The following is a 20,391-nucleotide window of genomic DNA, read 5'->3' as shown; positions in this document are numbered from 1 at the left end:
CTTATTGACCTACTTTAATAAATTTAGAGCTTGTTGGCATAAGTCTTTCCAAGCTGAAGATTGTTTAATGGCAACGCAAGCTTGGAAGGTCTTTTTAGCTCCCTCTTTGTCGTTCTTTTGGCGCTGTAAGGTCGCCTTGTTATAAAGGGCGCGTTGGCGTTCTTTAGGCTCAAGCTTTAGGGTTAGGAGGGCATCGCTTTGTTGCAAAGCTTCTTGGATTTTGCCCCCTCTGCTTAGTGCGCTGATGAGCTGGTTTTGGGCATAGGGAGTGTAGCTGTTATTTTCGTAGCGCCTTTGCAAGGCAAGAAGGCTTTTAGCGTAAAGTTCTAAAGTTGTAGGGTTATTCTTGCCCCGCTGCTCGCTCTCTAAAAGCAAGGCATACACTTCAATCATCCGCTCATCATCCTTAAATTCTTTTTGTAATTGGCTATAGATTTTAAAAGCTTCTTGGGGGTTATTGGTTTTCATATAGTCTAAAAATACGGTGAAGGCGATGTCGTAGTACTTGGGCTGTTTTTTAAGATTGGCTAAAGTCAATGCATCCTTAGCCGCCAGTAAAGAGTTTTGGTAGTCATTTAAAGCGTAGAGGTTGCGCCCCTGTCTATAAAGCCAAGGGAGTTTGTCAATGGGTTTATCTTTTATAGCTGTGGTTGAAAAAATAGCGGCTTTGTCGTAAAGGGCATTTTCATACAAACAATCAAAGGCTTCGATTTGTTCTTCATCGTTAAAGCCGTGTGGATTGATTTTATCCATACGCACTAAGTAAGCACTAAAGCTTTTACAATCGGCCTCTTTTAGGGCTTGACGCTCTTGTTGCAATAGGGCTTCTTGCATAGCTGGGGAGTCTTTAGGGAGTCCCATATTTAAAACTTGGCTGTAGTAGTGGCGCTCTAAGAGCAATTTAGCCTTATACTCTAGGGCTTTTCGGTGCTCTTTAGAGGTTTTGGGGTAATCTTTTAAAACTTGGTTGTAGCGATCTAACTTTTCTTTATAATCCCCACGCATAGCAAACAAGACTTGCTCATCTCTAGCTTTAACCAAGGCGATGTGGACCACATTGGTGTAGTTGTCTAGGTATTCTAAATTCGCAAAGTGGGCTTCGTTGGGTTGGTTGTTTTTAGCGTAGAGAAAGCCCAACTCAAAAGCAGCCTTTTCTTGGATAGTCTTATCGCTATCATCGTGGGAAAGCAAAGTGGCGATTTTAATGGCTGGACTGAAAATGGATTGTGTTTTTAGAGCAATGAGTAGATCGTAGGATTGGCTTGGGTGTTTCGTGAAGTACTCAGGGTTGCCATAGATGATTTTATTTAAAATCAAGGTGGCGTTCTTGCCTCCATTGTCTACATCAAAAGACCCCCAACTAAAGGCGATTTGGCTCGCACTCTCAATGTCCTTAGCCTCACTATATGCCTTTTGAAAGAGGGTGAGTGCACCAGAGCGATCCCCGCCACTAGCGGCTTGCTCGGCTAAATGCATTTGGGCTAGGGGGGTGTAGCGGCTGTCTGGGTATTCATCAATGATGCGCTTGTAGGCTCTGGTGGCTTGGATGGTGTAGTTGATTTGGCTATAGGCATTGCCCAACAAATAGAGAACATAGGGGATTTTGGGGTCTGAGGAGTAGAGTTTGATCCACTGCGTGGCGATTTGTGTTGTTAGGTCTTGCTTTTTTTTGAGTGCACTCAAGGCGACAATCTCGTAAAAATACAAGTCTTTCTTAAAAATGCTATTGGGGTAAAGCCTAAAGATCCGACTAATGGCTTCTAAGCCCTCCAAGTAGTCGCCATTTTTAATGAGTTGTTTTAAGGCTAAATACTCTTCTAAGTCTTGACCTTTGGAGTAGGTTAGGGGTCTATTGTCGACATCTAATTCTTGGATATAGGGGGTTTGCGCCCCGTTTATGAGAATAGGAAAATTTAACCCCACATTGCTAGGGGCTCTGGGGTCTTTGGGGGTCAAAAACGGCAGTTGCTTGTAAAAGCCCACCACTTGCCACACCTTAGAAATTTTGAGTTGGAGTTTTTGTATGGGGATGCTCTGTTTGTAGTCGTAGGGGAGCGCAAATAAGGCTTCTTGGAATTTGGGTCTAATGTGTAAATGGAAAATAAAATTTTTTATTTCGTAGGACACTTTAAAAAACTCTGTTTTAAAGGGCATGAAACCGATCTTAGGCACGGACGCAATTGTGCAAGTGATCTCTACTCTAGGGTATTTAATGAATTCGCAGGCGAAAGGTTTATCGTTTTTAAGGGTCAAGGTGGCGAAATTGGAGTCCTTCTCCCGCCCCTTGGTTACGCTCAAATCAAGGGCGTGCAAAAAGGGCAAGAAGGCGCAAAAAAGGGCAAATAGGCGCAACATCAAGCTTGGCTAGAGTTTAAATAAAGGCGCAGCACAAAGATAGAGAACACGCACAAGAATGCCATCGCAGTGCTGACGCTATAAAGGGCAGGAGTGGCGTTTGTGGCGAGGGTGGTGCCTGGGGTCTTAAAAAACATCGCCACAAGCAAGCGTAGGTAATACACCGCACTCACCGCACTATTGAGCACCATCACAATGGGTAAAAAGACTTGGTGTTGGTTAATCACCTGCTCTAAAACCATCACCTTGCCCCAAAACATGGAAAAAGGCGGAATACCGGCTAAGGAACATAAGAAAATTGCGCTTAAGATCGCTAAAAGGGGTTTGGTTTGGATGAGCCCGTTAAAACGATCATAGGGGTAGGTGTAGGTGTTTTGTTTCGCGTCCTCTTGGTTGGTTACCATCCACAAAATCGCAAACGCCCCGATATTGGTGATTAAAAACAAGAGCCAATAGCCAAACAACGCCCCCGCGCCACCTGCCACGCACGCTAAGGCAAAACCCGTATGCGAGATCGAGCTATAAGCCATCATGCGCTTGACATCTTTTTGCAAGAGCGCCATAGCATTGGGGATTGTGATTGTGAGCGCAATGAGAGCCGTGTAAAGGTTTTCAATGACAAAGGATTCAGTATTCATAAAGGCGTAAAGCACCCTTAACATCACCACTAGCCCCGCCATTTTGGGGACAATGGAGATGAAGCCGGCAAAAACGGGGCTATTGCCCTCGTAGATGTCGGGCATCCAAGTATGAAAGGGCACTAAGGACACCTTAAAGCCGATCGCCCCTAGCATGCACGCCAAAGCGACAAAGAATAGGGGTAGGGCTTTGGGCTCGTGGTGGAAAAACACGCTCCTTAGCCCATCGCCCACCCCGCTTAAGTCTAAATGCCCCGTGAGTAGGTAGAGCAAAGCCACACCCAGCACAAAGAACACCCCCGCTAAGACACTCATAGTGAAGTATTTCACCGCCGCTTCTAGCCCCGTTTGTTTGCCATTAAGTGCCATAAGAACACACATCGCCAAAGATGCGCTCTCTAGCCCCAAGAAAATCAAGAGCAAATGATCGGTAGAAACCATGAGCGTGAAGCCGCCCACCATAAAAAGGTAAAGGGGGTAAAACTCGGGGGTTTCAAACTCGCTAAATTTCTCTTTGCTTAGGGCTAAGAGCAGCAGGAGCAAGCTTGCTAGGGCGATGAAAAGCTGCCCACTCAAAGACGCACCATCGGTTAAGAAGTCGCCCACGCTATCTGTGGGGGGGTTGTAAAAGGCGATCCACAGCACGCTAAAGGCAAGGATCAGCCCGGCGATTGCCACGCTTAAAGGTTTAGAAAAGCCCCTGACATTTAAGAGCAGCAAGAAAACCCCGCCCCCTACGCACAGAAATAGGGGCATTAACACTTGTAGGTCTAACTCGGGCATGAGAGATGAGATCAAGGGATTCATTGTCTTTCCTTAGGCATTGATGCGCCCTTGTAGGCTTTCTAAGAGCACTTGCACGCTTTGCTCAATGGGAGCAAGCAGCGGTTTAGGGTAAATGCCTAAAAAGAGCACCGCCGCCACCAAGAGAGCCAAAACGCTTTTTTCAGCACAGCTTAAGGGGCTTAGGGCTTTGGCTTTTTTAAGGGTATAGAAGCCTTGCGGCTCTGCACCATAGAACACCTTTTTATACAACACTAGCATATAAATAGCGGATAAAATAATGGTCGTCCCCGCTAAAAACGCTATAAACGGAGAGCTTTTAAAAAAGCCAAGTAGGCTTAAAAACTCACCCACAAAGCCGCTTGTAAGGGGCATGCCCACATTGGCTAAGAGAAGCACCATGAAAAACGCCGCATACGCCGGCATAGAGTGTGCCACGCCCTTAAAGGCGACAATCTTGCTAGAATTGCAGCGATCCAAGAGCACCCCCACCAAGATAAACAGCCCGGCACTCACTAGCCCGTGCGAGAACATGGTAAAGACAGCACCCCCCACGCCCTCGACATTCAAGGCGTAAAGCCCAAGCAAAGCCACGCCCATATGCGACATGGAGCTGTAGGCAATCAAGCGTTTCATTTCTTTTTGTGCGCTCGCCAAAAGCCCCCCATAAAGCACCATTAAAAGGGCTAAGACGCTTAGGGGCAAGAAGTAATGCAAGATCACATTAGGGAATAAGGGGAGTAAGAAGCGCACCATCGCATAAGTCCCCATTTTTAAGAGCAAAGCCGAAAGCACGGCAGAGCCTACTACGGGGGCGTTGCCATAAGCGTAGGGCAACCAGTTGTGGAAGGGGAAAATGGGGATTTTCACCGCAATGCCCACAAAGAAGGCGATAAACACCCAAAGGCGTACTTTGGGGGGCAACATGACGCTGTTAAAGGTTTCTAAATCAAAGTTAAAGGGGGTGTCTAGGGCAAGGCTGCAGGCATGGGCGTAATATAAAATGGCTAAGAGCATGAAAAGCGAAGCCAAAAAGGTGTAAAGGAAGAATTTAAGCCCTGAATAGACTTTGGGCCCTACGCCATAACGCCCGATCATATAAAGCACGGGCAAGAGCGACACCTCCCAAAAGACATAAAAGAAAATGAGATTAAGGGAAGTGAAAACTCCCATTAAAATGCCCTCTAAGAGCAAGATACAAATCAGCATGTCTTTTATGTGCTTACTCACATACAGGGCGAGCAAGAATAAAATGAAGGCGGTCAGCACCAATAGGATTAAAGAAATCCCATCCACGCCTACATGGTAGTTGATCCCTGCTTGCTTGACAAGGTCGGCAAACTCTTCAAATTGCAACACCCCCGTGTCCTTGTCAAAGAGCACCCACAGCCCCACAACAAGGGCGAGCTCAAGGGCGGTTACCAACACCCCATAGGGCTTGGCGTGCTTTTCGCTCAAGCCAAATAGGGGCAAGCACGCCACAATGGGGAAGAAAATCAACACGCTTAAAAAGTGGTGGGGCAAAAGTGCGTCCATACTAACTCCAAAAACTTAACATTGTGATAAAAATGATCGCCACGACCCCAAAAGCCATGAGCCTAAGTGCCCCGCTCAAATTGCCGCTTTGTAGGGGGGTTAGCATTTGCCCGATTAAAGTGGGGATTTTGGCAATGGTATCCACAAAGGCATCGAGCATACGCACTTCAATTTTACGCCACACCCAAAAAGCAAGGCTTAAAAACGCCTTAGAGATCGCCCCATACAGAGCCGGGATATAGTATTGGTTTAAAAGCAGGCGGTAGAAAAAGCCGCCTTCTTTATTGCCAAAGTCCTTTTTATACTTTTGCACGGCGTAAGCAATGGAGAGCAACACCCCAATGGTGGTGAGAGCCAATAAGAGCAATTTAGGCACGGGGTAATCGGCAAAAGAAGGCACTTTGATCGCTTGGGAAACAAAATGAAAAAACCCATGCTCAAAAAAGCCCGCCACCACCGCTAAAATCGCTAAGGGGAGCATCGCCCATAACATAAAGCTAGGGGCTTCGTGGGGGTGCTCGATTGTATGCACTTTGGGGGCAAAGAACACGAGCATTAAGAGCCTAAAACTATAAAAGGCGGTGAAAAGCGCGCCTACGAGTAGAGCTAAGAAGAGCCCGTGGTGTCCTGTAGCAAAGGCGACTTCTAGGATTTTATCCTTAGAGAAAAAGCCAGCAAAGGGGTAGAGCCCACACAGGGCTAGCGAAGCAAGCCCCATTAAAATGGCGGTGGTTTTTAAAGGCTTATACAGCCCGCCCATTTTGCTAATGTCTAGCTCATCGTGCATGGCGTGCATGACATTGCCCGCCCCCAAGAACAGCAAGGCTTTAAAAAAGGCGTGGGTGAAAAGGTGAAACAAGGCAATCCAGTAAGCCCCAAGCCCTGCACCCACGAACATATAACCCAGCTGTGAGAGTGTGGAGTACGCCACAATGCGTTTTAAATCTTTATTCACTAACGCCATGCTGGCCCCAAAGAGTGCCACAAACGCCCCCAAGCAGGCAATACCATAGCCCAATTCAGGCAAGGCACTATACAAGGGGTGGGCGCGAATGACTAGATACACCCCAGCGGTAACCATAGTGGCGGCGTGGATTAAAGCGGATACAGGTGTGGGCCCCTCCATCGCATTGGCTAGCCAAGTGTGTAGGGGGAACTGGGCGGATTTACCCACCGCCCCAATGAAGAGCAAGAGCCCGATACAAAAGAGCGTGTGCGGATTAGTGTTTGCGATATTGGCAAAAACCACGCTGTATTGCAATGAGCCAAAAGTCCATTGCACCAGCAAAATCCCCATGAGCATGCCTAAATCGGCGATGCGGTTCATCACAAAGGCTTCAATGGACGCATTGTTGGCACTCTCTTTATGATACCAAAAGCCAATGAGTAAATAAGAGCAAAGCCCCACGCCCTCCCAGCCCACAAACAGCCCCAAGAAGTTATCGCTAAGCACCAAGACAAGCATAGAAAAGACAAAGCCAGAGAGATAGCTAAAGTAGCGGTTATAGCCCTTGTCGTGTAGCATATAGCCGATTGAATACACATGCACCAAGAAGGACACTAAAGTAACCACCACAATCATCACAGCACCAATAGAGTCTAGCCCAAAAGAAAACTTGACGCTAAAGCCCCCGAGCGTGATCCAGTCAAACAACACTGCTTGTACGCTTTGGTGGTGTAGGCTTAAATTCAATAAATACAACGCCCCTAAAAAGGACAGCCCCAGCAGGCTAGAATTCACCACCCCCACTTGCAAGCTTTTAGGGCAAGTGCCAAAAAGCCCAGCATAAAGGGCCCCAAGCAAGGGCAAGAGCAACACCGCCTCCAACACCAAAGACGCACACATGCTCTCTTGCATACTAGCCCCTCATGCGTGCTAGAGTGTCTATGTCTAGGCTTTTGTGTTTTCTGTGCCACAAAATCACAAGCCCTAGCCCCACCGCCACTTCAGCCGCCGCCACCGCCACCATAAACAAAGCGAAAATCTGCCCGTCTATGTTTTTTAGGGCGTGGGCGGTTGCCACAAAGGCGACATTGATGGCATTTAGCATGATTTCTGTAGAGAAAAAGAGCATTAAGATATTCTTGCGTCTTAGCATGCCAAAGAGCCCTACGCTAAAGAGCAGAGCCGAAAAGACTAAATAATGCGACAGGGTAACCATCAACGATCCTTTGTAGGGCTTTTTTTAAGGGCACTTGCCATCGCCCCGACTAGGGCGACTAAGAGCATGAACGCCCCCACTTCAAAGGCGACTAGGTATTTAGTGAAAAGCACATACCCAATGAGCTTGGTGTTTGAAGTGTTTAAGTCGGGGTTTAAGCTCTCTTGTAGGCTGTGGGCGTAATGCGAGATAAAGGGCGCGCCTAAAAGTGCCACCAGCACTAGGGCTAGGGCAATGGCAAGCAGGGCAGGGATTTTAGGGGCGTGTTTTCTCTCTTGCACCTCTTTGGACGCATTCAAAAAGAGCATGCCAAAGGCATACATCACCACCACCGCCCCCACATAGACTAAGATTTGCACCACGCCTAAAAACTCCGCGTCCAAGAGAAAGAAAAAGGCAGACACAAACACCATAGCCGCTGCTAGCGAAGTCATGGCGTATAAAATGTTTGTGGTTGTTACCACCACAAACGCCATGCCTAAAGTCAAAGCGGCGAAGAAGTAAAAGGCAAGGGTTTCAAGCATGGCTCTCCTCCTTCTCTTTTTTCTCTTTACCCTCTGTTGCCCCCTCTTTATTCTCTTGTGTCTCTTGTGCTTCTTTAGTGGCTTGTGCCTCTTTTGCCTCTTTAGCTCCAGCTTCCTTCGTCTCTTTTACCCCCTCTTTTTTCTCTTGCACGCCTTTAGCCTCAGCCTCCCCTTTTACCTCTCCCTTCACTTCTTTTACCTCTTTGGCTTCTTTTGTTTTTTTAGCCTCCTCTTTTTTGCCCTCATCTTTGGTCTCTTCTTCTTTCTCTTCTTTTAGGGCGTAATCTAGGGGGGTTTGGGCTAAGCGTTCATTAGCGTTTGTGCTAGGCGCACCAAAGCCCATGAACTCTTGGTGGGTATGGTTTTTGGCACTTTCTATGTCGGTTAGAAACTCTGCCTTGCCTCCAAATTGGGAGCGTTGCACGCTGCTGTTTTCAAAGCGTTGCCCCATCACAATGGCAAGCTCGGGGCAAACCTCCGCACACAAGCCGCAATAAATGCAGCGTCCTAAATTGATGGTGTAGCTGTCTATGTATTTTCTCTCGTCCTCGCCCTTGTGGGTGATGATACGGATGCAATTACTCGTGCAAATCTTTTCACACAATCCACAGCCGATACACCGCTCACTGCCCGACTCCAAAAGCCTTTGTAGGTGATGCACTGCCCTATATCTAGGGCTTAAGGGCAACACCTCCATAGGGTAGTGTATGGTAACTTCTTTGCTGAAAAACTCTTTAATGGTGAGCCCCAAGCCCTTAAACAACTCTAGCCCAAAGCTGGTTTTGAGCGTGTCTAAGAGTTTGGGGCTTGGCTTCTTGGGGTCTAGCCACTTGTAGTTTTGTCCCACAAGCACCTCCTTAAAAAAGTAAAATGACTAGCCCAGTGGCTAGGATATTGACTAGGGCTAAAGGGAGCATGATCTTCCAACACAAACGCATGAGCTGGTCGGGGCGGACATGGGGGAAGGTCGCTCGCGCCCACATGGATAAAAACACAAAGAAACAGACTTTAATCAAAATTGCAATCCCCCCCGGGATAAAGCCCCACGCATTGTAACCCCCAAAGAAAATGAGAGAAATCACAAAGCAAAAGGCGAATAAATGGGCGTATTCGGCTAAGAAAAACATGCCCCAACGCAAGCCACTATACTCCGTGCAAAAGCCCGCCACGATCTCCGCCTCGTGCTCTAGTAAGTCGAAAGGGGTGCGGTTTAACTCGGCATAGCTAGAAATTAAGAATAAAAAGAAGGCTAAGGGCTGTTTAAACACTAACCAGTGCAACATGCCCCCCTCTTGGTATTGGTTGATTTCTACTAAAGAGAGCGAGCCTACTACCATAATAGGGGCTAAAATCGTTAAAGTACTCACCACTTCAAAGCTTAAAAGCTGTATGGTCGCCCTTGCCGCCCCGATTAAAGAATACTTGCTGTTAGACGCAAGCCCGGCTAAAAGGGGGGCGTAAATGCTCGCTGAGCCCACCGCTAAGAAAAACAAAAGCCCGACATTAATGTCGGAGATGATGGGCTTAATGGTGTGCCCGAAGACTTTAAAGTCGCCAAAGAAAGGGATGGGTGCCATGCTCACAAAGGCACTCACCATCGCAATCACGGGAGCGATAGAGAAAATCAAGCGGTTGGCATGTTGGGGGATAATGTCCTCTTTGGTGAAAAGCTTGATCGCATCGGCGATCACTTGTAACAGCCCAAAGGGGCCCACATAAGTAGGGCCTAAACGCCTTTGAAAATAAGCCAAGACTTTGCGTTCTAAATAAGTCCCAAACGCCCCTAGCCCAGAGAACACTAGCACCACCACTAAGATTTTAATGATGGTTTCTACAATTTCAGCACTCATGCACGCTCCCACTCTAAAGTTTCAAAGGGGCTAGCAAACACCCCTTCAGTGTCTAGGCTAGGGCTTGCCATAAACACGCTGCTTTTTAGGCTGTGATCGATATACACCTTGCCTGTGAGTGTATGCCCCTCTCTTTTTAGGCTAATGGTTGTGCCCTCCTCTAGCCCCAAACTCTCTAAATGTGCCTTAGAAGTGTAAATGCCCTCTTTGAGCTGTAGATTTTGGCTCTTTAGAGTGTGGGTGTTAAACTGCGTTTCGGCAAATTGCAAATAGGCGTTGAACTCTAGGGCACTTTCTAGGGGGGTTATGGCTTGGCTTTCTTCTGTGCTTTCTTTGGGGCTTGTGTTAAGTTTATAGCCCCTGTGGTTGCTCTTGTCATTGGCGTAAAAGTTTGTCAAATCATCATACGCCACGCCTAAAAAGCCCTTTTCTGTAGGCAATTCGTGGGTGTATTCGGCTAGCGTTTCGCCATAAAAGCCAAAATGCTGGGCAATGTCGGCAAAGTCTAGCCCCTCATAGGCTAAAGCGGGGCGTAAAGGTAACACCCGCCCCTCTAAATTTACCATGCTCGCCTCCATTTGGTTGAAGCTAGGCAAAATAAAATCCACGGGGCTTTGGGCGACTTTATTGCTATCCACGCAATCGCTATCGATCACAAAATCCCCTTTAGTCCGCACCCCCACACTAGGGCTAGCTTTGCTGTCCTTTTCTAAAGTGCAAAGCGACACAATGCCTAAAGCGTTGCTTGTGGGGGGGATTAAAAAGATTTTGAGTTTGTCTAATTTGCTTGCTTCTTGCAGCATTAAAGCGATGTTTTTAGCTTTGGGGTGGGCGTAAATCTCAGGCCCGATTAAAAGAGCTATGCTAGGGGCTTTTTCTATAAGGGCTTTGATTTTCTCATAGGTGGGGCTGTCTAATTTAACGCCCTCTAGCATGGCATACACGGGGGGTATGGGCTCGGCTTTTTTGGGCTCGGGCTTTGCTGCACCCTCTGCGACTTCTGTAGGCTCAGGCCCAGGCCCAGGCTCAGGCTCGATAATAGCACTCGCCTTTAAACTTTCTAAGCTCGGGCTATTAATGCCTAGAGCCATTAAAAACGCCCCTAAAATGATCTCCTCCGCCCCCACAGCGTGGCACACGCTCACCACGCTACGGCTGATTTTCTCTACCGCCATGTCCTCTAGGGGGTGGGCGTAAATAAGGCTCGTGCCTTTATTCACCTTTAAGGCGTTGGCGATGGCATATCTAAGTAGGGGGTTTTCATTTTTTAGCCTTGAGCCCAAACTTAGCACACAATTAGAGCTTTTTAAATCTTTTAAGTCGTGGGGCGTGGGGCTAAAAGTCTTTAAAAACTCTTGGTAAGCGTAAAGTTTATCGTTATGCAGGCTAAAACCACAAATTTGACGCATTTGCTCCAACAAATACGCCTCTTCATTTGTCATGTCCCCCCCGATATACACTGCCTTTGCCTCTTTAAACTTCTGCACCGCTTGCTCTATGTTGCGACTCCCCCCCCTTGAAGCGTGCAAATCAAAAGCAAAGCGTCCAGCCCCACAAATGGGGTTGTGGTAAAAGTCGTTGCCGACTCTAAAGATTTTTGCTCTTCGCCCAAAGTGTCAAAATGGCGGACTTGATAATCCAATAAGCACCCTGCCGCACAATGCATGCAAGTCGAATCGATGTGCTTTAACTCCCACGCATTGGCTTTGTAGCTAAAGTCCTTATAGACAATCGCCCCCACCGGGCACACGGCGATACACTCCCCACAATCATAGCAAGGCGTGTCGCCCACGAAGGCGATCATGCCCTTTTGTTTGCGGCTCCACACGCTAAAGGGGTCTTTAGGCATGCTCTCTTTGAATTTGTCGGGGGCGTGTAAATTCGCCTTGCTTGCCTTTAAATTGCTATCGCCTATGTTGTCGCTACAAGTGGTAACACAGCGTTCGCACATGATGCATAAATTCGGGTCGTAAGACGCTTGTGCCCAAAAGGCGAAGGGCTTTAAATTGTCCCTCACGCTAAAGGGTTGCCGATCCACTAGGGTGCGGTGTGTCATGTCTTGCAGTTCGCACTCCCCGCTTTTGTCGCACACCCCACACTCTAGGGGGTGATTGACATCGTAGGTTTGCATGATCATTTGGCGTTCTGCCACTAAAGTGGGCGTCATTGTGGCGACTTTGGTGTTGGCTTTGGGCTTGGTGTTGCACGCATACACCCTCTTGCCCTCCACCTCTACCATGCACATTTTGCAAGCCACCGTGGGCGAGCACCCGCTCAAATAGCAAATGGCAGGGATATACACCCCAGCACTTCGTGCCGCCTCTAGGACTGTCTGCCCCTCGCTAAATTCTACTTGTTGCCCGTCTATTTCTATGCTTGGCATGCATTTGCCCTTTTCACCACTAAAGTCCAATCCACCCGATTAAAACGCAATGAGTTCATCAAAATATCCCCCCGATCTCTAATCGCCTCTGCACTCTGCTCCACAATGCCAAAATCCACCACTTCAAACATGAAAATCGCCACCTCCCCGGGACGTACACTCTGATCTAAAATTGCCCCCATACGCTCAATCACAGCACTATTAGGCTCATTTCTTAAATGCCTCAAGTCAAAGCGTTTCATCGATCCACCTCCCCAAAGACGGCATTGCTTGAGCCAATGATCGTTACAGCGTCTGCTAGATACTGCCCCACTAAAATATCTTGCATCGAGCCTATGTGAAAAAAGCTCGGGGCACGGATTTTTAAGCGGTAGGGGTAGGGCTCGCCCTGTGAGTGGATAAAAAAGCCTAATTCGCCTTTGGGCGACTCGGTGGGGGCATACACCTCGCCTCTTGGCGGACGCATGCCTTGCGTTACTAGGACGAAGTGTTGCATTAAGGCGTAATTTTGGCTCATGATGTCCTCTTTGGGGGCGCTGAAGTATTGCGGGGCATGTGCCATTATGCTAGGCTCTGTGGGGGCGTACATGGGGATTAATTGCTCTAAAATGCGTAAGGACTCTAAAATCTCAAGCATGTAGAGTTGGTAGCGATCGTAACTATCCCCATAATTGCCTACGGGTATGTCAAAGTCTAGCTCAGGGTAAAGCTCATAGGGCTCTTCTTTACGCACATCATAGGCGATCCCAGTGCCCCTTAACATGATCCCACTCGCCCCCCACGATTTGGCTTGCTCTTTGGTGATTGTGCCGACATTTTCTAAGCGGGCTTTCCAAATGCGGTTGCTATCTAACAAGCCGCCCACAAGTTTATGCAAATCCCTCACTTCTTGCATGAATTTTTTAAGCCCCTCAAGCCAGTTAGGTGGCAAGTCTAAGGGCACGCCCCCGATCCTAATGGCATTATGCGTAAGCCTTGCCCCACAATAATCCTCCATCAAATCTAGCCCATATTCACGGGTTTTAAAGCAATACAAGAACACAGACATCGCCCCGACATCTAAGGCATGCACGCTTAAAAAGAAAATGTGCGAGATCACACGATTAAGCTCTAAAAGCAAAGTGCGGATCACTTGGGCACGCCTAGGGATTGTAACGCCTAAAAGCATCTCTACCGCATGGGCGAAAGCGTAGTTATTGCTCGTAGAAGAAGTGTAGTCTAGGCGGTCGGTGGTGGGCATATACTCGTTATAGGTCATGTTCTCGCCCAGCTTTTCACAGCCTCGATGCAAGTAGCCGATCTCGGGTGTGGCTTTGGTGATTTTCTCGCCCTCTAGCTCTAAAATGAGACGCAACTGCCCGTGTGAAGACGGGTGTTGGGGACCAAAGTTAATCACCATTTGCTTATCGTCTCTCTCAAACAAGACATTTTCAAATTGCGGTTTGAGTTTGGTGAAAATCTGTGCCATTAGGGGCGATCCTTTAACTCTGTGGGCTCTTGGCTGTGTAGGTCTTTGACGAACGCCGACTTTTCAAAGGCGTATTTGCCCGCCTTGTCCTCTAGGGGCAAGCCTTTTTCTTGCGTGTGCCCCACTTTAGAGAAGTTGAAGGTGTCCTTTTCATCTACCCTTGCACTATCCCTTTGCTCAGGACCTATGATTTCTCTATACTCTTTGCCAAAAATCTTATCCACCTCATACCATGCGGCATGTTCATCGCCTTTGAGCGGATAGGATTTTAAAAGGGGGTGTCCCACCCAATCATCGGGCATTAAAATGCGTTTTAAATGTTTATGCCCCTCAAAGACAATGCCAAACATGTCATATGCCTCCCTTTCGCTCCACACAGCCGAGCGGTATAAGTGGCTTAAAGTGGGGGGGTTGTCGCCTTTTTTCAACACCGCTTTTAGGCGTAATCGGCGTTTGGTGGCATAGCCGGGCAGGTAGGATAAAAACTGATAAAACAGCTCAAACTCCCCCCTTTTTTCTAAAAAGTCGATCGCACTCATTTCGCTTAAAGATTCATAGCCCAAATTCTTTAATCGTTCAGCGACTTTATCCACTTCGCTAACTTCGATCACAAACACCGCTGTGCCTAGCTCAATGAAGCTTGCTAGCACCTTGTGGTAGTAGCTGATATGGTTGTAAATCACTTCATAGGGCGAGCCGATAATGGCAACTTTGGGCGTTTTAGGCACGACATAGAAGCGATCGGAGTAATGGACTTGCTTTTGGATATTGGCGTTAGGGCGTTGTTTTCTAACCATATGAAGCCTTTAGACTAAGCGTTTCGTGTTGGTTTCAGGCAACGCCTTTTGGCGGCGGATTTTATCCTGCAGCACCATTAAGGCGTATTGCAGGGTTTCAGGGCGGGGGGCACAGCCGGGCAGGTAAATATCCACAGGGATCACCCGATCCACCCCCTGCACGGTGGCGTAAGTGTTAAACATCCCCCCCGTGTTGGCACAAGAGCCCATAGAGATCACCCATTTAGGCTCGGGCATTTGGTCGTAAAGCCGCCTTGTAAATTCGGCGTGCTTTTTGGTAAGCGTGCCAGCGATAATCATCACATCCGATTGTCTAGGCGAAGCCCTAAAGATCGTGCCAAAGCGATCAAAGTCAAAACGCGAACCCCCCGTTGCCATCATCTCAATCGCACAGCACGCCAGCCCATAAGTCAAAGGCCATAATGAGTTGCTACGCCCCCAATTCAACAACTTATCTAGCGTTGTCAAGGCAATGGGTAGCCCCCCGTTTTTTAAATAACTCACTGCATGCTGTGCCATTCTAGCGCTCCTCTCTTTAGGGCATAAACAAAGCCCACCACCAACAAGAAAATAAAACTTGCCATCTCAAAAAAGCCCAAAAAGCCCAATTCTTTAAAATCCAAAGCCCAAGGGAACATAAACACAATCTCCACATCAAAGAGGATGAACAACACCGCCATCGCATAGAATTGGTGGCTCAAGCGGTTTTGTTGCTTTAAAGCGAGCGGACCGCACTCATAGGCGGCAAGTTTTAACTTCTCGTTTTGCTTGCGCGCCAACTTGCGGCTGATGAACCTTTGTATCCGCAAAGTCCAATTAAAGACTAGAAAACTAAAGACTAGTAAAACAAACGCCCCAAAGTAGGGGTGCTCGGCGACATTTTCTACGCCCATCGTCATCTCCCACAAACTAAGATAAACCAAAGCATTAAACCCAACTATTAAACCCAACTATTAAAGCATATTTTCATTAATCCTAACTTTTGGCAAGAGGATAAATGGAGGTAAGTGTGTCGTTTTGTGCTATAATACCCCTTTCTTGCCCCATACTTTGCGGTGCAAACCATTGATAGGGACAGCCAATGTACACAATCAGTAAAAAAATCTTAAATGTCGTGGGGCGTACAAACGCCGCTTACAATCTCATCAGCGAAGGCGATAAAGTGCTTGTGGGGCTTAGTGGGGGCAAGGATTCGATTTTGCTCTCTTGCATTCTAGCACGCATGCAAGCGCATGCCCCCTTTGACTTCAGTTTTAAAGCCACCACCGTGCATTATGGGCTGAATGAAGATTTGGCGTGGCTTACTAAGCTCTGTGCTGAACAAAACATCCCCCATGAAATCCTACACACCAACATCGCCCAAACGATTAGAGAGAAACGGCGGGAGCAAAGCTCTTACTGCAGTTTCTGCTCGCGTATGCGCCGTGGGGTGCTTTATAATTACGCCTTAGAGAATGGCTTTAACAAACTTGCCATCGCCCACCATTTAGACGATGCTGTGGAGAGTTTTTTCATGAACTTCACTTACAACGGCAGTTTGCGTAGCATGCCCCCCATTTATAAGGCAGAAAATGGGCTATTTGTGATCCGCCCTTTAATCCACATAAGAGAACGCCAAAGCATCGACTTTGTCAAATCCCAAAACATCCCCACCGCCCCCGATTGCAACTGCCCGGCTAAACAACCCGACTCGGACAAGCCCCCCATTGCACGGCTTGCTACTAAGAATTTTTTAAAAGAAATGGAGCAGAACAACCCTCGTCTTTTTACATCGCTCAAAAACGCCTTTTGCAACTTGCACGCCAATAGCTTTAGCGATCACGCCTTTTTGGACGCACAGGGGGCGTAAATGGGGCTTGATTTAATCGTTTTCTTGCTTTTCATGGCTTTGGCGTTGTTGATTGACTTTAAGGCACACAGCCAAGACAAGGCTATGGGGCTAAAAAGTGCCATAGGGTGGTCGCTCTTTTGGGTCGCCACCGCCCTGCTCTTTGCTGCCTATTTGTATTGGCATGACGGCTCTGTTAGTATGTCGCTCTTTTTAACGGGCTATGTGTTAGAAAAAGCCTTGTCTGTGGATAATCTCTTTGTGATGATGGCGATTTTTGCGTGGTTTAAAGTACCCGAGATTTACCGCCATAGAGTGCTTTACTATGGCATCATCGGGGCGATCGTCTTTAGGCTCATTTTTGTGCTGGTGGGCAGTGGTCTTATGCACCTATCCGCCTATGTAGAAATTATCTTTGGCTTGCTGGTGGGCTATAGCTGTGTGGTGATGGTGAAAAACCAAGATAAAGAGGAGAGCGAGGGCGAAGAGGACTACTCCAAACACCTAGCCTACCGCCTTGTTTATAAGTTTTTCCCCGTCTATCCTAAGCTAGTCGGGCATGATTTTTTCATCAAAAAAGAGCAATTAAGCACTTTAGAACAAGATTTAAAGGGGCAGGAGGCAAGCGCGCTGCACCACCAAAGCGCCTTTGCCAAGGCTAAGATTATCGCCACGCCTTTGTTTTTATGCCTTGCGGTGATTGAACTTAGCGATGTGATGTTTGCCTTTGATAGTGTGCCGGCGGTGATTGCCGTGAGTAAAGAGCCCTTGATTATTTATAGTGCGATGATGTTTGCCATTTTGGGGCTTAGAAGTTTGTATTTTGTGCTTGAGGTGCTCAAAGGGCATTTGATCTACCTAGAAAAAAGCGTGATTGTGGTTTTAGCCTTCATCAGCTTAAAACTCATCTTAGCCGCCACCGATCAGCTCTTTGGCGTGGGTGTGGACATTAGCCCCACCATCAGCCTTTACATCGTGCTAGGCGTGCTGGGAGCGGGTGTGCTCTTGAGCCTATTCAAGGGCAAAGAAGAAAGTGTCCCTAACACCCAAAATAGCCCCGATCAATTTGAAGAGCCAAGCACCCAAGCACCCAAACAAGGAGTGGCGGACTTCATCAACGCAAGGCTCAACAACTGCGAGCACAAACTGCAAGAGCTCGAAGATCGGGTCAGCAGACTTGAAGGAGGGCAAAATAAGCCCTAAAATGGACTTAGTGGGTTAAAGTAGAGCCGATAGGGTTAAATTTTGCTAGAATAGTGTTCTTATTCCATAGTAAGGAGTTTGCTTGTTTAAAAAAGTGGTTTGCCAAATGGTGGGCTTTGGAGCTCTCTTGGGTTGCTTGCCTTTAGAGGCAGCTAAAGATGGTTGGTATGTGCAAGCGGGGGTGGATTACGCCCACGCAGCGGGGTCGAGCGCGACACGCACCCCTAACAGCACTTCTTCAAGTCCTTGGTCTGGAAATCTAGGTGGAGTAGACTTTGTGGGTGGTTACAAACAATTCTTTGGCAAAAAAAGGCATTGGGGTGTGCGCTACTATGGGCTCATCAATTTACAAGGCGGAGGTTTCTCACAAAAAACGGGGAATAAATACCCCACACAGGGACCCGTGGGGAATTTCTTCTATGGTGTGGGTATAGATGCGCTTTGGACTTTCTACCACAACAAGGGAAGTGAGTTTGGGGTCTTTGTGGGCATGGCAGTTGGAGGGAGCAGCTGGGCTTTAGGGGCAGGTAAGGCTAATGATGTATGCCAGACACGAGTGAATGGCGTTAATTGTGTGAGCACAAGCAATTTTTACTTCCAACAAGCCATTGGAAACCCAAGTGTCGTCTATTCTCCCACCTTTGTGCAGTGGATGTTTAACTTTGGGATGCGGGCTAACCTCGGGGCACATAATGGCATTGAAGTGGGCTTTAGAGTCCCTGCTATTAACGATCCCTATTACACACAAACCAAGGGCGACACCTCCACCTTCACCTATTCTTTTAGACGGGTGATTGATTTATACGCCAACTATGTCTATAACTTTTAAAAAGGAAAATGGTGCATAGGCTTGGGTGCGCTTTGTTGCCTTTAGTGTTGTTCTCTTGCGCCCATGCCGGGCAAATCTACAACGCCCAAAAGATCGCCGACTTGTTTTACAAGCTCAACGGCGATGCCAAAAACCCACACAAGAAAATCAACCACACCAAGGGCTTTTGTGCGCTGGGCGTGTTTATCCCCGATGAAAAAGCCAGCGCACGCCTAGATATTCCGCTTTTGGATAAAGCCAGTATCCCCACAGAAGTGCGCTATTCGCTAAGTGGGGGTAATTTGCATGCCAGCGATAAATCTAAGGGGCGGGGCATGGCTTTAAGGATGGGTAAAGATGATTGGGTGATGGTGATGACAAACGCCCCCATTAACTTTGCTAAAAACCCCGAAGAGTTTGGGCGTTACCTAGAAATCCGCATCCCTAAAAACGGGCATGTGGATCAAGAAAAGATCAAGAGGACAACACAAGAAGTGGCAAGTTTTAGAAACTTCGCCCACTATATGCAAGGCGTGGGCGTTACAGACAGCGTGGCGCACACGCGCTACTACTCTACGCATACTTTTTACTTCAAAGACAAACAGACCCAACGCTTCTTGCCCGCCCGTTTTAGTTTTGTGCCTGTGGCAGGGGTGCACGATTTAACCCACGCCGAGCTCAAACGCACCGGCAACGACTTTTTAGAAAGAGACTTTAAAGATAGGGTCGCCAAAGCCCCTATTGTCTATAACATGGTTTTAGAGCTCGCCAATAAAAACGATCCCACCAACGACACGACCAAGTTATGGCATGGCAAGCACGAGGAGATCAAAGTCGGGCAACTGAGGGTGCAAACCTACAAGGGGCATGGGTGCAATGGGGAGGTGTTTATGCCAAGCATGTTGCCTAGCGGGGTTGAGCCGCCCAAAGACCCGCTCTTTGAGTTGCGTAACGAGGTGTACTCCATCACCTTTTCTAAGCGGCAATGACGGGGTTGGCGTGGCAAAACGCCCTTAGTTTCCATGTCTTTTTAATGGCTTTGGGTCCCGTGCTGTTTGTCTTGAATCTTGCCTTTTTGTGGCTGGCTAAAAACTACGCCTCTTTAAACAAAAAACTTTATTTAATGATGCCCATGGTGTTTATGTGGGGGGCAATGGCCTTTTTTAGTGGGGTGTTTTTATTGGCAATGCAACACTTTAACTTCTCTTGGCGTGTGGGGTTTATGGGGCTTGTGCTGTGTGTAGTCTGTGGGGGTGAGGTTTTAAGGGTGCGTAAGCTTAAAATCGCGCGCACAAAAGAGCCGTTAATGCTTGCCTACATTAAATGGTGCAAGGGTTTGTATGGGCTAAACTTGCTCTTGTGCCTCTTGTTGTTCCTTTAATGCGCTTTATTTACCACCCACTAGCCGGAGCACCCACTCTAAGTCTAGAGGATAAGGCTTACACACACATTTACCTCAGCCGCCGCACTTTAGCTACAGAACAACTCGCTTTGCGTAATCTCAAAGACGACAATTTATATTTTTATAAACCCCTAAGCGTGCAAAAGCACAGCGCAAAACTAGAGCTCGTGAGCGCACAAGCCCAGCCTATGCGCCCCACACAAGGTGCGCATTTAATTTGGGCGATCATCAGCACCAAGAGTATAGAAAAAGTCCTGCCCTATTTAAACCAAATGGGGGTGCTAAAGATTAGCTTTTTTATGGCGCAGTTTAGCCAAAGAAGTGAGGGGCTAGACAAAGCCAAGCTAGAAAGGTTTGAAAGGATTTTGATCGCCTCTTGCGAGCAATGTGGACGCAGCGACTTAATGCCCCTAGAAGTGTTAACAGATTTAAAGAGTGCGCTAGAGATTTACCCAGAGGCGGGGGTTTTAGATTTAGGCGGGCACGCACAAAGTTTAGAGCCCCAAAAAGGGGTCATCATCGGTCCCGAGGGGGGCTTTAGCCAAACAGAAAGGGAGCTTTTTAAAGAAAGAAAGGTGCTTAGCCCTTCACACTTGGTTTTTACCAGTGAGGGAGCAGCACTTTTTAGTGCCACTCTAGCCCTTAAGCCATAGG

The 20,391-nt window shown here is 47.7% G+C and carries 18 protein-coding genes and 2 pseudogenes; 6 read left to right on the top strand and 14 right to left on the bottom strand.

Annotated elements, in window-relative coordinates; all coding sequences use genetic code 11:
* Positions 1 to 9 precede the first annotated feature (9 nt).
* The 14 genes and pseudogenes from K6J74_RS00570 to K6J74_RS00505 form a co-directional block, all read right to left on the bottom strand.
* Positions 10 to 2,355, bottom strand: coding sequence for a DUF7494 domain-containing protein (locus K6J74_RS00570; RefSeq protein ID WP_221272015.1), 2,346 nt, complete (start codon positions 2,353 to 2,355; stop codon positions 10 to 12).
* Entirely contained in the window at positions 2,355 to 3,800 is a 1,446-nt protein-coding gene (locus K6J74_RS00565) for an NADH-quinone oxidoreductase subunit N (RefSeq protein ID WP_221272014.1), read from the bottom strand. The genes K6J74_RS00570 and K6J74_RS00565 overlap by 1 nt, the downstream gene beginning before the upstream one ends.
* Positions 3,801 to 3,809: 9 nt before the next feature.
* On the bottom strand, positions 3,810 to 5,312 hold the full coding sequence (locus K6J74_RS00560; RefSeq protein ID WP_221272013.1) for a complex I subunit 4 family protein: 1,503 nt from the start codon (positions 5,310 to 5,312) through the stop codon (positions 3,810 to 3,812).
* Position 5,313: 1 nt separating this feature from the next.
* Positions 5,314 to 7,158 (bottom strand): NADH-quinone oxidoreductase subunit L, encoded by a 1,845-nt coding sequence (nuoL, locus tag K6J74_RS00555; protein ID WP_221272532.1) that lies wholly within the window; start codon positions 7,156 to 7,158, stop codon positions 5,314 to 5,316.
* A gap of 13 nt (positions 7,159 to 7,171) precedes the next feature.
* The gene (nuoK, locus tag K6J74_RS00550; protein WP_221272012.1) at positions 7,172 to 7,474 is read right to left on the bottom strand and encodes an NADH-quinone oxidoreductase subunit NuoK; all 303 of its coding nucleotides are present in this window, start codon (positions 7,472 to 7,474) and stop codon (positions 7,172 to 7,174) included.
* Positions 7,474 to 7,998 (bottom strand): NADH-quinone oxidoreductase subunit J, encoded by a 525-nt coding sequence (locus K6J74_RS00545; RefSeq protein ID WP_221272011.1) that lies wholly within the window; start codon positions 7,996 to 7,998, stop codon positions 7,474 to 7,476. The genes nuoK and K6J74_RS00545 overlap by 1 nt, the downstream gene beginning before the upstream one ends.
* Before the next feature lie 202 nt (positions 7,999 to 8,200).
* A pseudogene (gene nuoI / locus K6J74_RS00540) lies at positions 8,201 to 8,851 on the bottom strand (NADH-quinone oxidoreductase subunit NuoI); the annotation flags it as partial.
* A gap of 4 nt (positions 8,852 to 8,855) precedes the next feature.
* Positions 8,856 to 9,848, bottom strand: a complete 993-nt coding sequence (nuoH, locus tag K6J74_RS00535; RefSeq protein ID WP_221272009.1) for an NADH-quinone oxidoreductase subunit NuoH — start codon at positions 9,846 to 9,848, stop codon at positions 8,856 to 8,858.
* Positions 9,845 to 12,231, bottom strand: a pseudogene (locus tag K6J74_RS00530) (NADH-quinone oxidoreductase subunit G). The gene nuoH and the pseudogene K6J74_RS00530 overlap by 4 nt, the downstream one beginning before the upstream one ends.
* Positions 12,219 to 12,473, bottom strand: coding sequence for an NADH-ubiquinone oxidoreductase subunit E family protein (locus K6J74_RS00525; RefSeq protein ID WP_221272008.1), 255 nt, complete (start codon positions 12,471 to 12,473; stop codon positions 12,219 to 12,221). Before K6J74_RS00525 ends, K6J74_RS00530 begins: the two are co-directional and overlap by 13 nt.
* Complete coding sequence (gene nuoD, locus K6J74_RS00520; protein WP_221272007.1) at positions 12,470 to 13,699, bottom strand: NADH dehydrogenase (quinone) subunit D; 1,230 nt, start codon at positions 13,697 to 13,699, stop codon at positions 12,470 to 12,472. The genes K6J74_RS00525 and nuoD overlap by 4 nt, the downstream gene beginning before the upstream one ends.
* Entirely contained in the window at positions 13,699 to 14,496 is a 798-nt protein-coding gene (locus tag K6J74_RS00515) for an NADH-quinone oxidoreductase subunit C (RefSeq protein ID WP_221272006.1), read from the bottom strand. Before K6J74_RS00515 ends, nuoD begins: the two co-directional genes overlap by 1 nt.
* A 9-nt stretch (positions 14,497 to 14,505) precedes the next feature.
* Complete coding sequence (locus K6J74_RS00510) at positions 14,506 to 15,015, bottom strand: NuoB/complex I 20 kDa subunit family protein (RefSeq protein WP_221272005.1); 510 nt, start codon at positions 15,013 to 15,015, stop codon at positions 14,506 to 14,508.
* On the bottom strand, positions 14,997 to 15,389 hold the full coding sequence (locus tag K6J74_RS00505; RefSeq protein ID WP_221272004.1) for an NAD(P)H-quinone oxidoreductase subunit 3: 393 nt from the start codon (positions 15,387 to 15,389) through the stop codon (positions 14,997 to 14,999). Before K6J74_RS00505 ends, K6J74_RS00510 begins: the two co-directional genes overlap by 19 nt.
* 188 nt (positions 15,390 to 15,577) lie before the next feature.
* Between K6J74_RS00505 and K6J74_RS00500 the strand changes: the two genes are divergently transcribed.
* The 6 genes from K6J74_RS00500 to K6J74_RS00475 all read left to right on the top strand — a co-directional run bounded on the left by K6J74_RS00500 (position 15,578) and on the right by K6J74_RS00475 (position 20,390).
* Positions 15,578 to 16,345 carry a PP-loop family protein gene (locus tag K6J74_RS00500; RefSeq protein WP_221272003.1) on the top strand — a complete coding sequence of 256 codons (768 nt, stop codon included), beginning with the start codon at positions 15,578 to 15,580 and terminating at the stop codon, positions 16,343 to 16,345.
* Positions 16,346 to 17,527 (top strand): TerC/Alx family metal homeostasis membrane protein, encoded by a 1,182-nt coding sequence (locus K6J74_RS00495; RefSeq protein ID WP_221272002.1) that lies wholly within the window; start codon positions 16,346 to 16,348, stop codon positions 17,525 to 17,527.
* Between the two features lie 82 nt (positions 17,528 to 17,609).
* Positions 17,610 to 18,356, top strand: a complete 747-nt coding sequence (locus K6J74_RS00490) for an outer membrane protein (RefSeq protein ID WP_221272001.1) — start codon at positions 17,610 to 17,612, stop codon at positions 18,354 to 18,356.
* 11 nt (positions 18,357 to 18,367) lie between these two features.
* Positions 18,368 to 19,324: a catalase family peroxidase gene (locus K6J74_RS00485; RefSeq protein ID WP_260321610.1), complete on the top strand. Its 957-nt coding sequence runs from the start codon at positions 18,368 to 18,370 to the stop codon at positions 19,322 to 19,324.
* Entirely contained in the window at positions 19,321 to 19,716 is a 396-nt protein-coding gene (locus tag K6J74_RS00480) for a hypothetical protein (protein ID WP_221271999.1), read from the top strand. The genes K6J74_RS00485 and K6J74_RS00480 overlap by 4 nt, the downstream gene beginning before the upstream one ends.
* Positions 19,716 to 20,390, top strand: coding sequence for an RsmE family RNA methyltransferase (locus K6J74_RS00475; RefSeq protein WP_221272531.1), 675 nt, complete (start codon positions 19,716 to 19,718; stop codon positions 20,388 to 20,390). Before K6J74_RS00480 ends, K6J74_RS00475 begins: the two co-directional genes overlap by 1 nt.
* Position 20,391: the final 1 nt, after the last annotated feature.

The organism is Helicobacter sp. NHP19-012 (assembly GCF_019703325.1).
GTDB classification, from domain to species: Bacteria; Campylobacterota; Campylobacteria; order Campylobacterales; family Helicobacteraceae; genus Helicobacter; species Helicobacter gastrofelis.
Note: the sequence above shows the minus strand (reverse complement) of the source record. Positions and strands in the feature narration are given on the sequence as shown.

Coding starts and splice junctions, on each gene's coding strand:
- K6J74_RS00480 (WP_221271999.1), top strand. CDS start 19,321: ATGACGGGGTTGGCGTGGCAAAACGCCCTTAGTTTCCATGTCTTTTTA.
- K6J74_RS00525 (WP_221272008.1), bottom strand. CDS start 12,473: ATGAAACGCTTTGACTTGAGGCATTTAAGAAATGAGCCTAATAGTGCT.
- K6J74_RS00565 (WP_221272014.1), bottom strand. CDS start 3,800: ATGAATCCCTTGATCTCATCTCTCATGCCCGAGTTAGACCTACAAGTG.
- nuoH (WP_221272009.1), bottom strand. CDS start 9,848: ATGAGTGCTGAAATTGTAGAAACCATCATTAAAATCTTAGTGGTGGTG.
- K6J74_RS00475 (WP_221272531.1), top strand. CDS start 19,716: ATGCGCTTTATTTACCACCCACTAGCCGGAGCACCCACTCTAAGTCTA.
- K6J74_RS00515 (WP_221272006.1), bottom strand. CDS start 14,496: ATGGTTAGAAAACAACGCCCTAACGCCAATATCCAAAAGCAAGTCCAT.
- K6J74_RS00570 (WP_221272015.1), bottom strand. CDS start 2,355: ATGTTGCGCCTATTTGCCCTTTTTTGCGCCTTCTTGCCCTTTTTGCAC.
- nuoD (WP_221272007.1), bottom strand. CDS start 13,699: ATGGCACAGATTTTCACCAAACTCAAACCGCAATTTGAAAATGTCTTG.
- K6J74_RS00495 (WP_221272002.1), top strand. CDS start 16,346: ATGGGGCTTGATTTAATCGTTTTCTTGCTTTTCATGGCTTTGGCGTTG.
- K6J74_RS00545 (WP_221272011.1), bottom strand. CDS start 7,998: ATGCTTGAAACCCTTGCCTTTTACTTCTTCGCCGCTTTGACTTTAGGC.
- K6J74_RS00505 (WP_221272004.1), bottom strand. CDS start 15,389: ATGGGCGTAGAAAATGTCGCCGAGCACCCCTACTTTGGGGCGTTTGTT.
- nuoL (WP_221272532.1), bottom strand. CDS start 7,158: ATGTGTGCGTCTTTGGTGTTGGAGGCGGTGTTGCTCTTGCCCTTGCTT.
- K6J74_RS00500 (WP_221272003.1), top strand. CDS start 15,578: ATGTACACAATCAGTAAAAAAATCTTAAATGTCGTGGGGCGTACAAAC.
- K6J74_RS00560 (WP_221272013.1), bottom strand. CDS start 5,312: ATGGACGCACTTTTGCCCCACCACTTTTTAAGCGTGTTGATTTTCTTC.
- K6J74_RS00510 (WP_221272005.1), bottom strand. CDS start 15,015: ATGGCACAGCATGCAGTGAGTTATTTAAAAAACGGGGGGCTACCCATT.
- nuoK (WP_221272012.1), bottom strand. CDS start 7,474: ATGGTTACCCTGTCGCATTATTTAGTCTTTTCGGCTCTGCTCTTTAGC.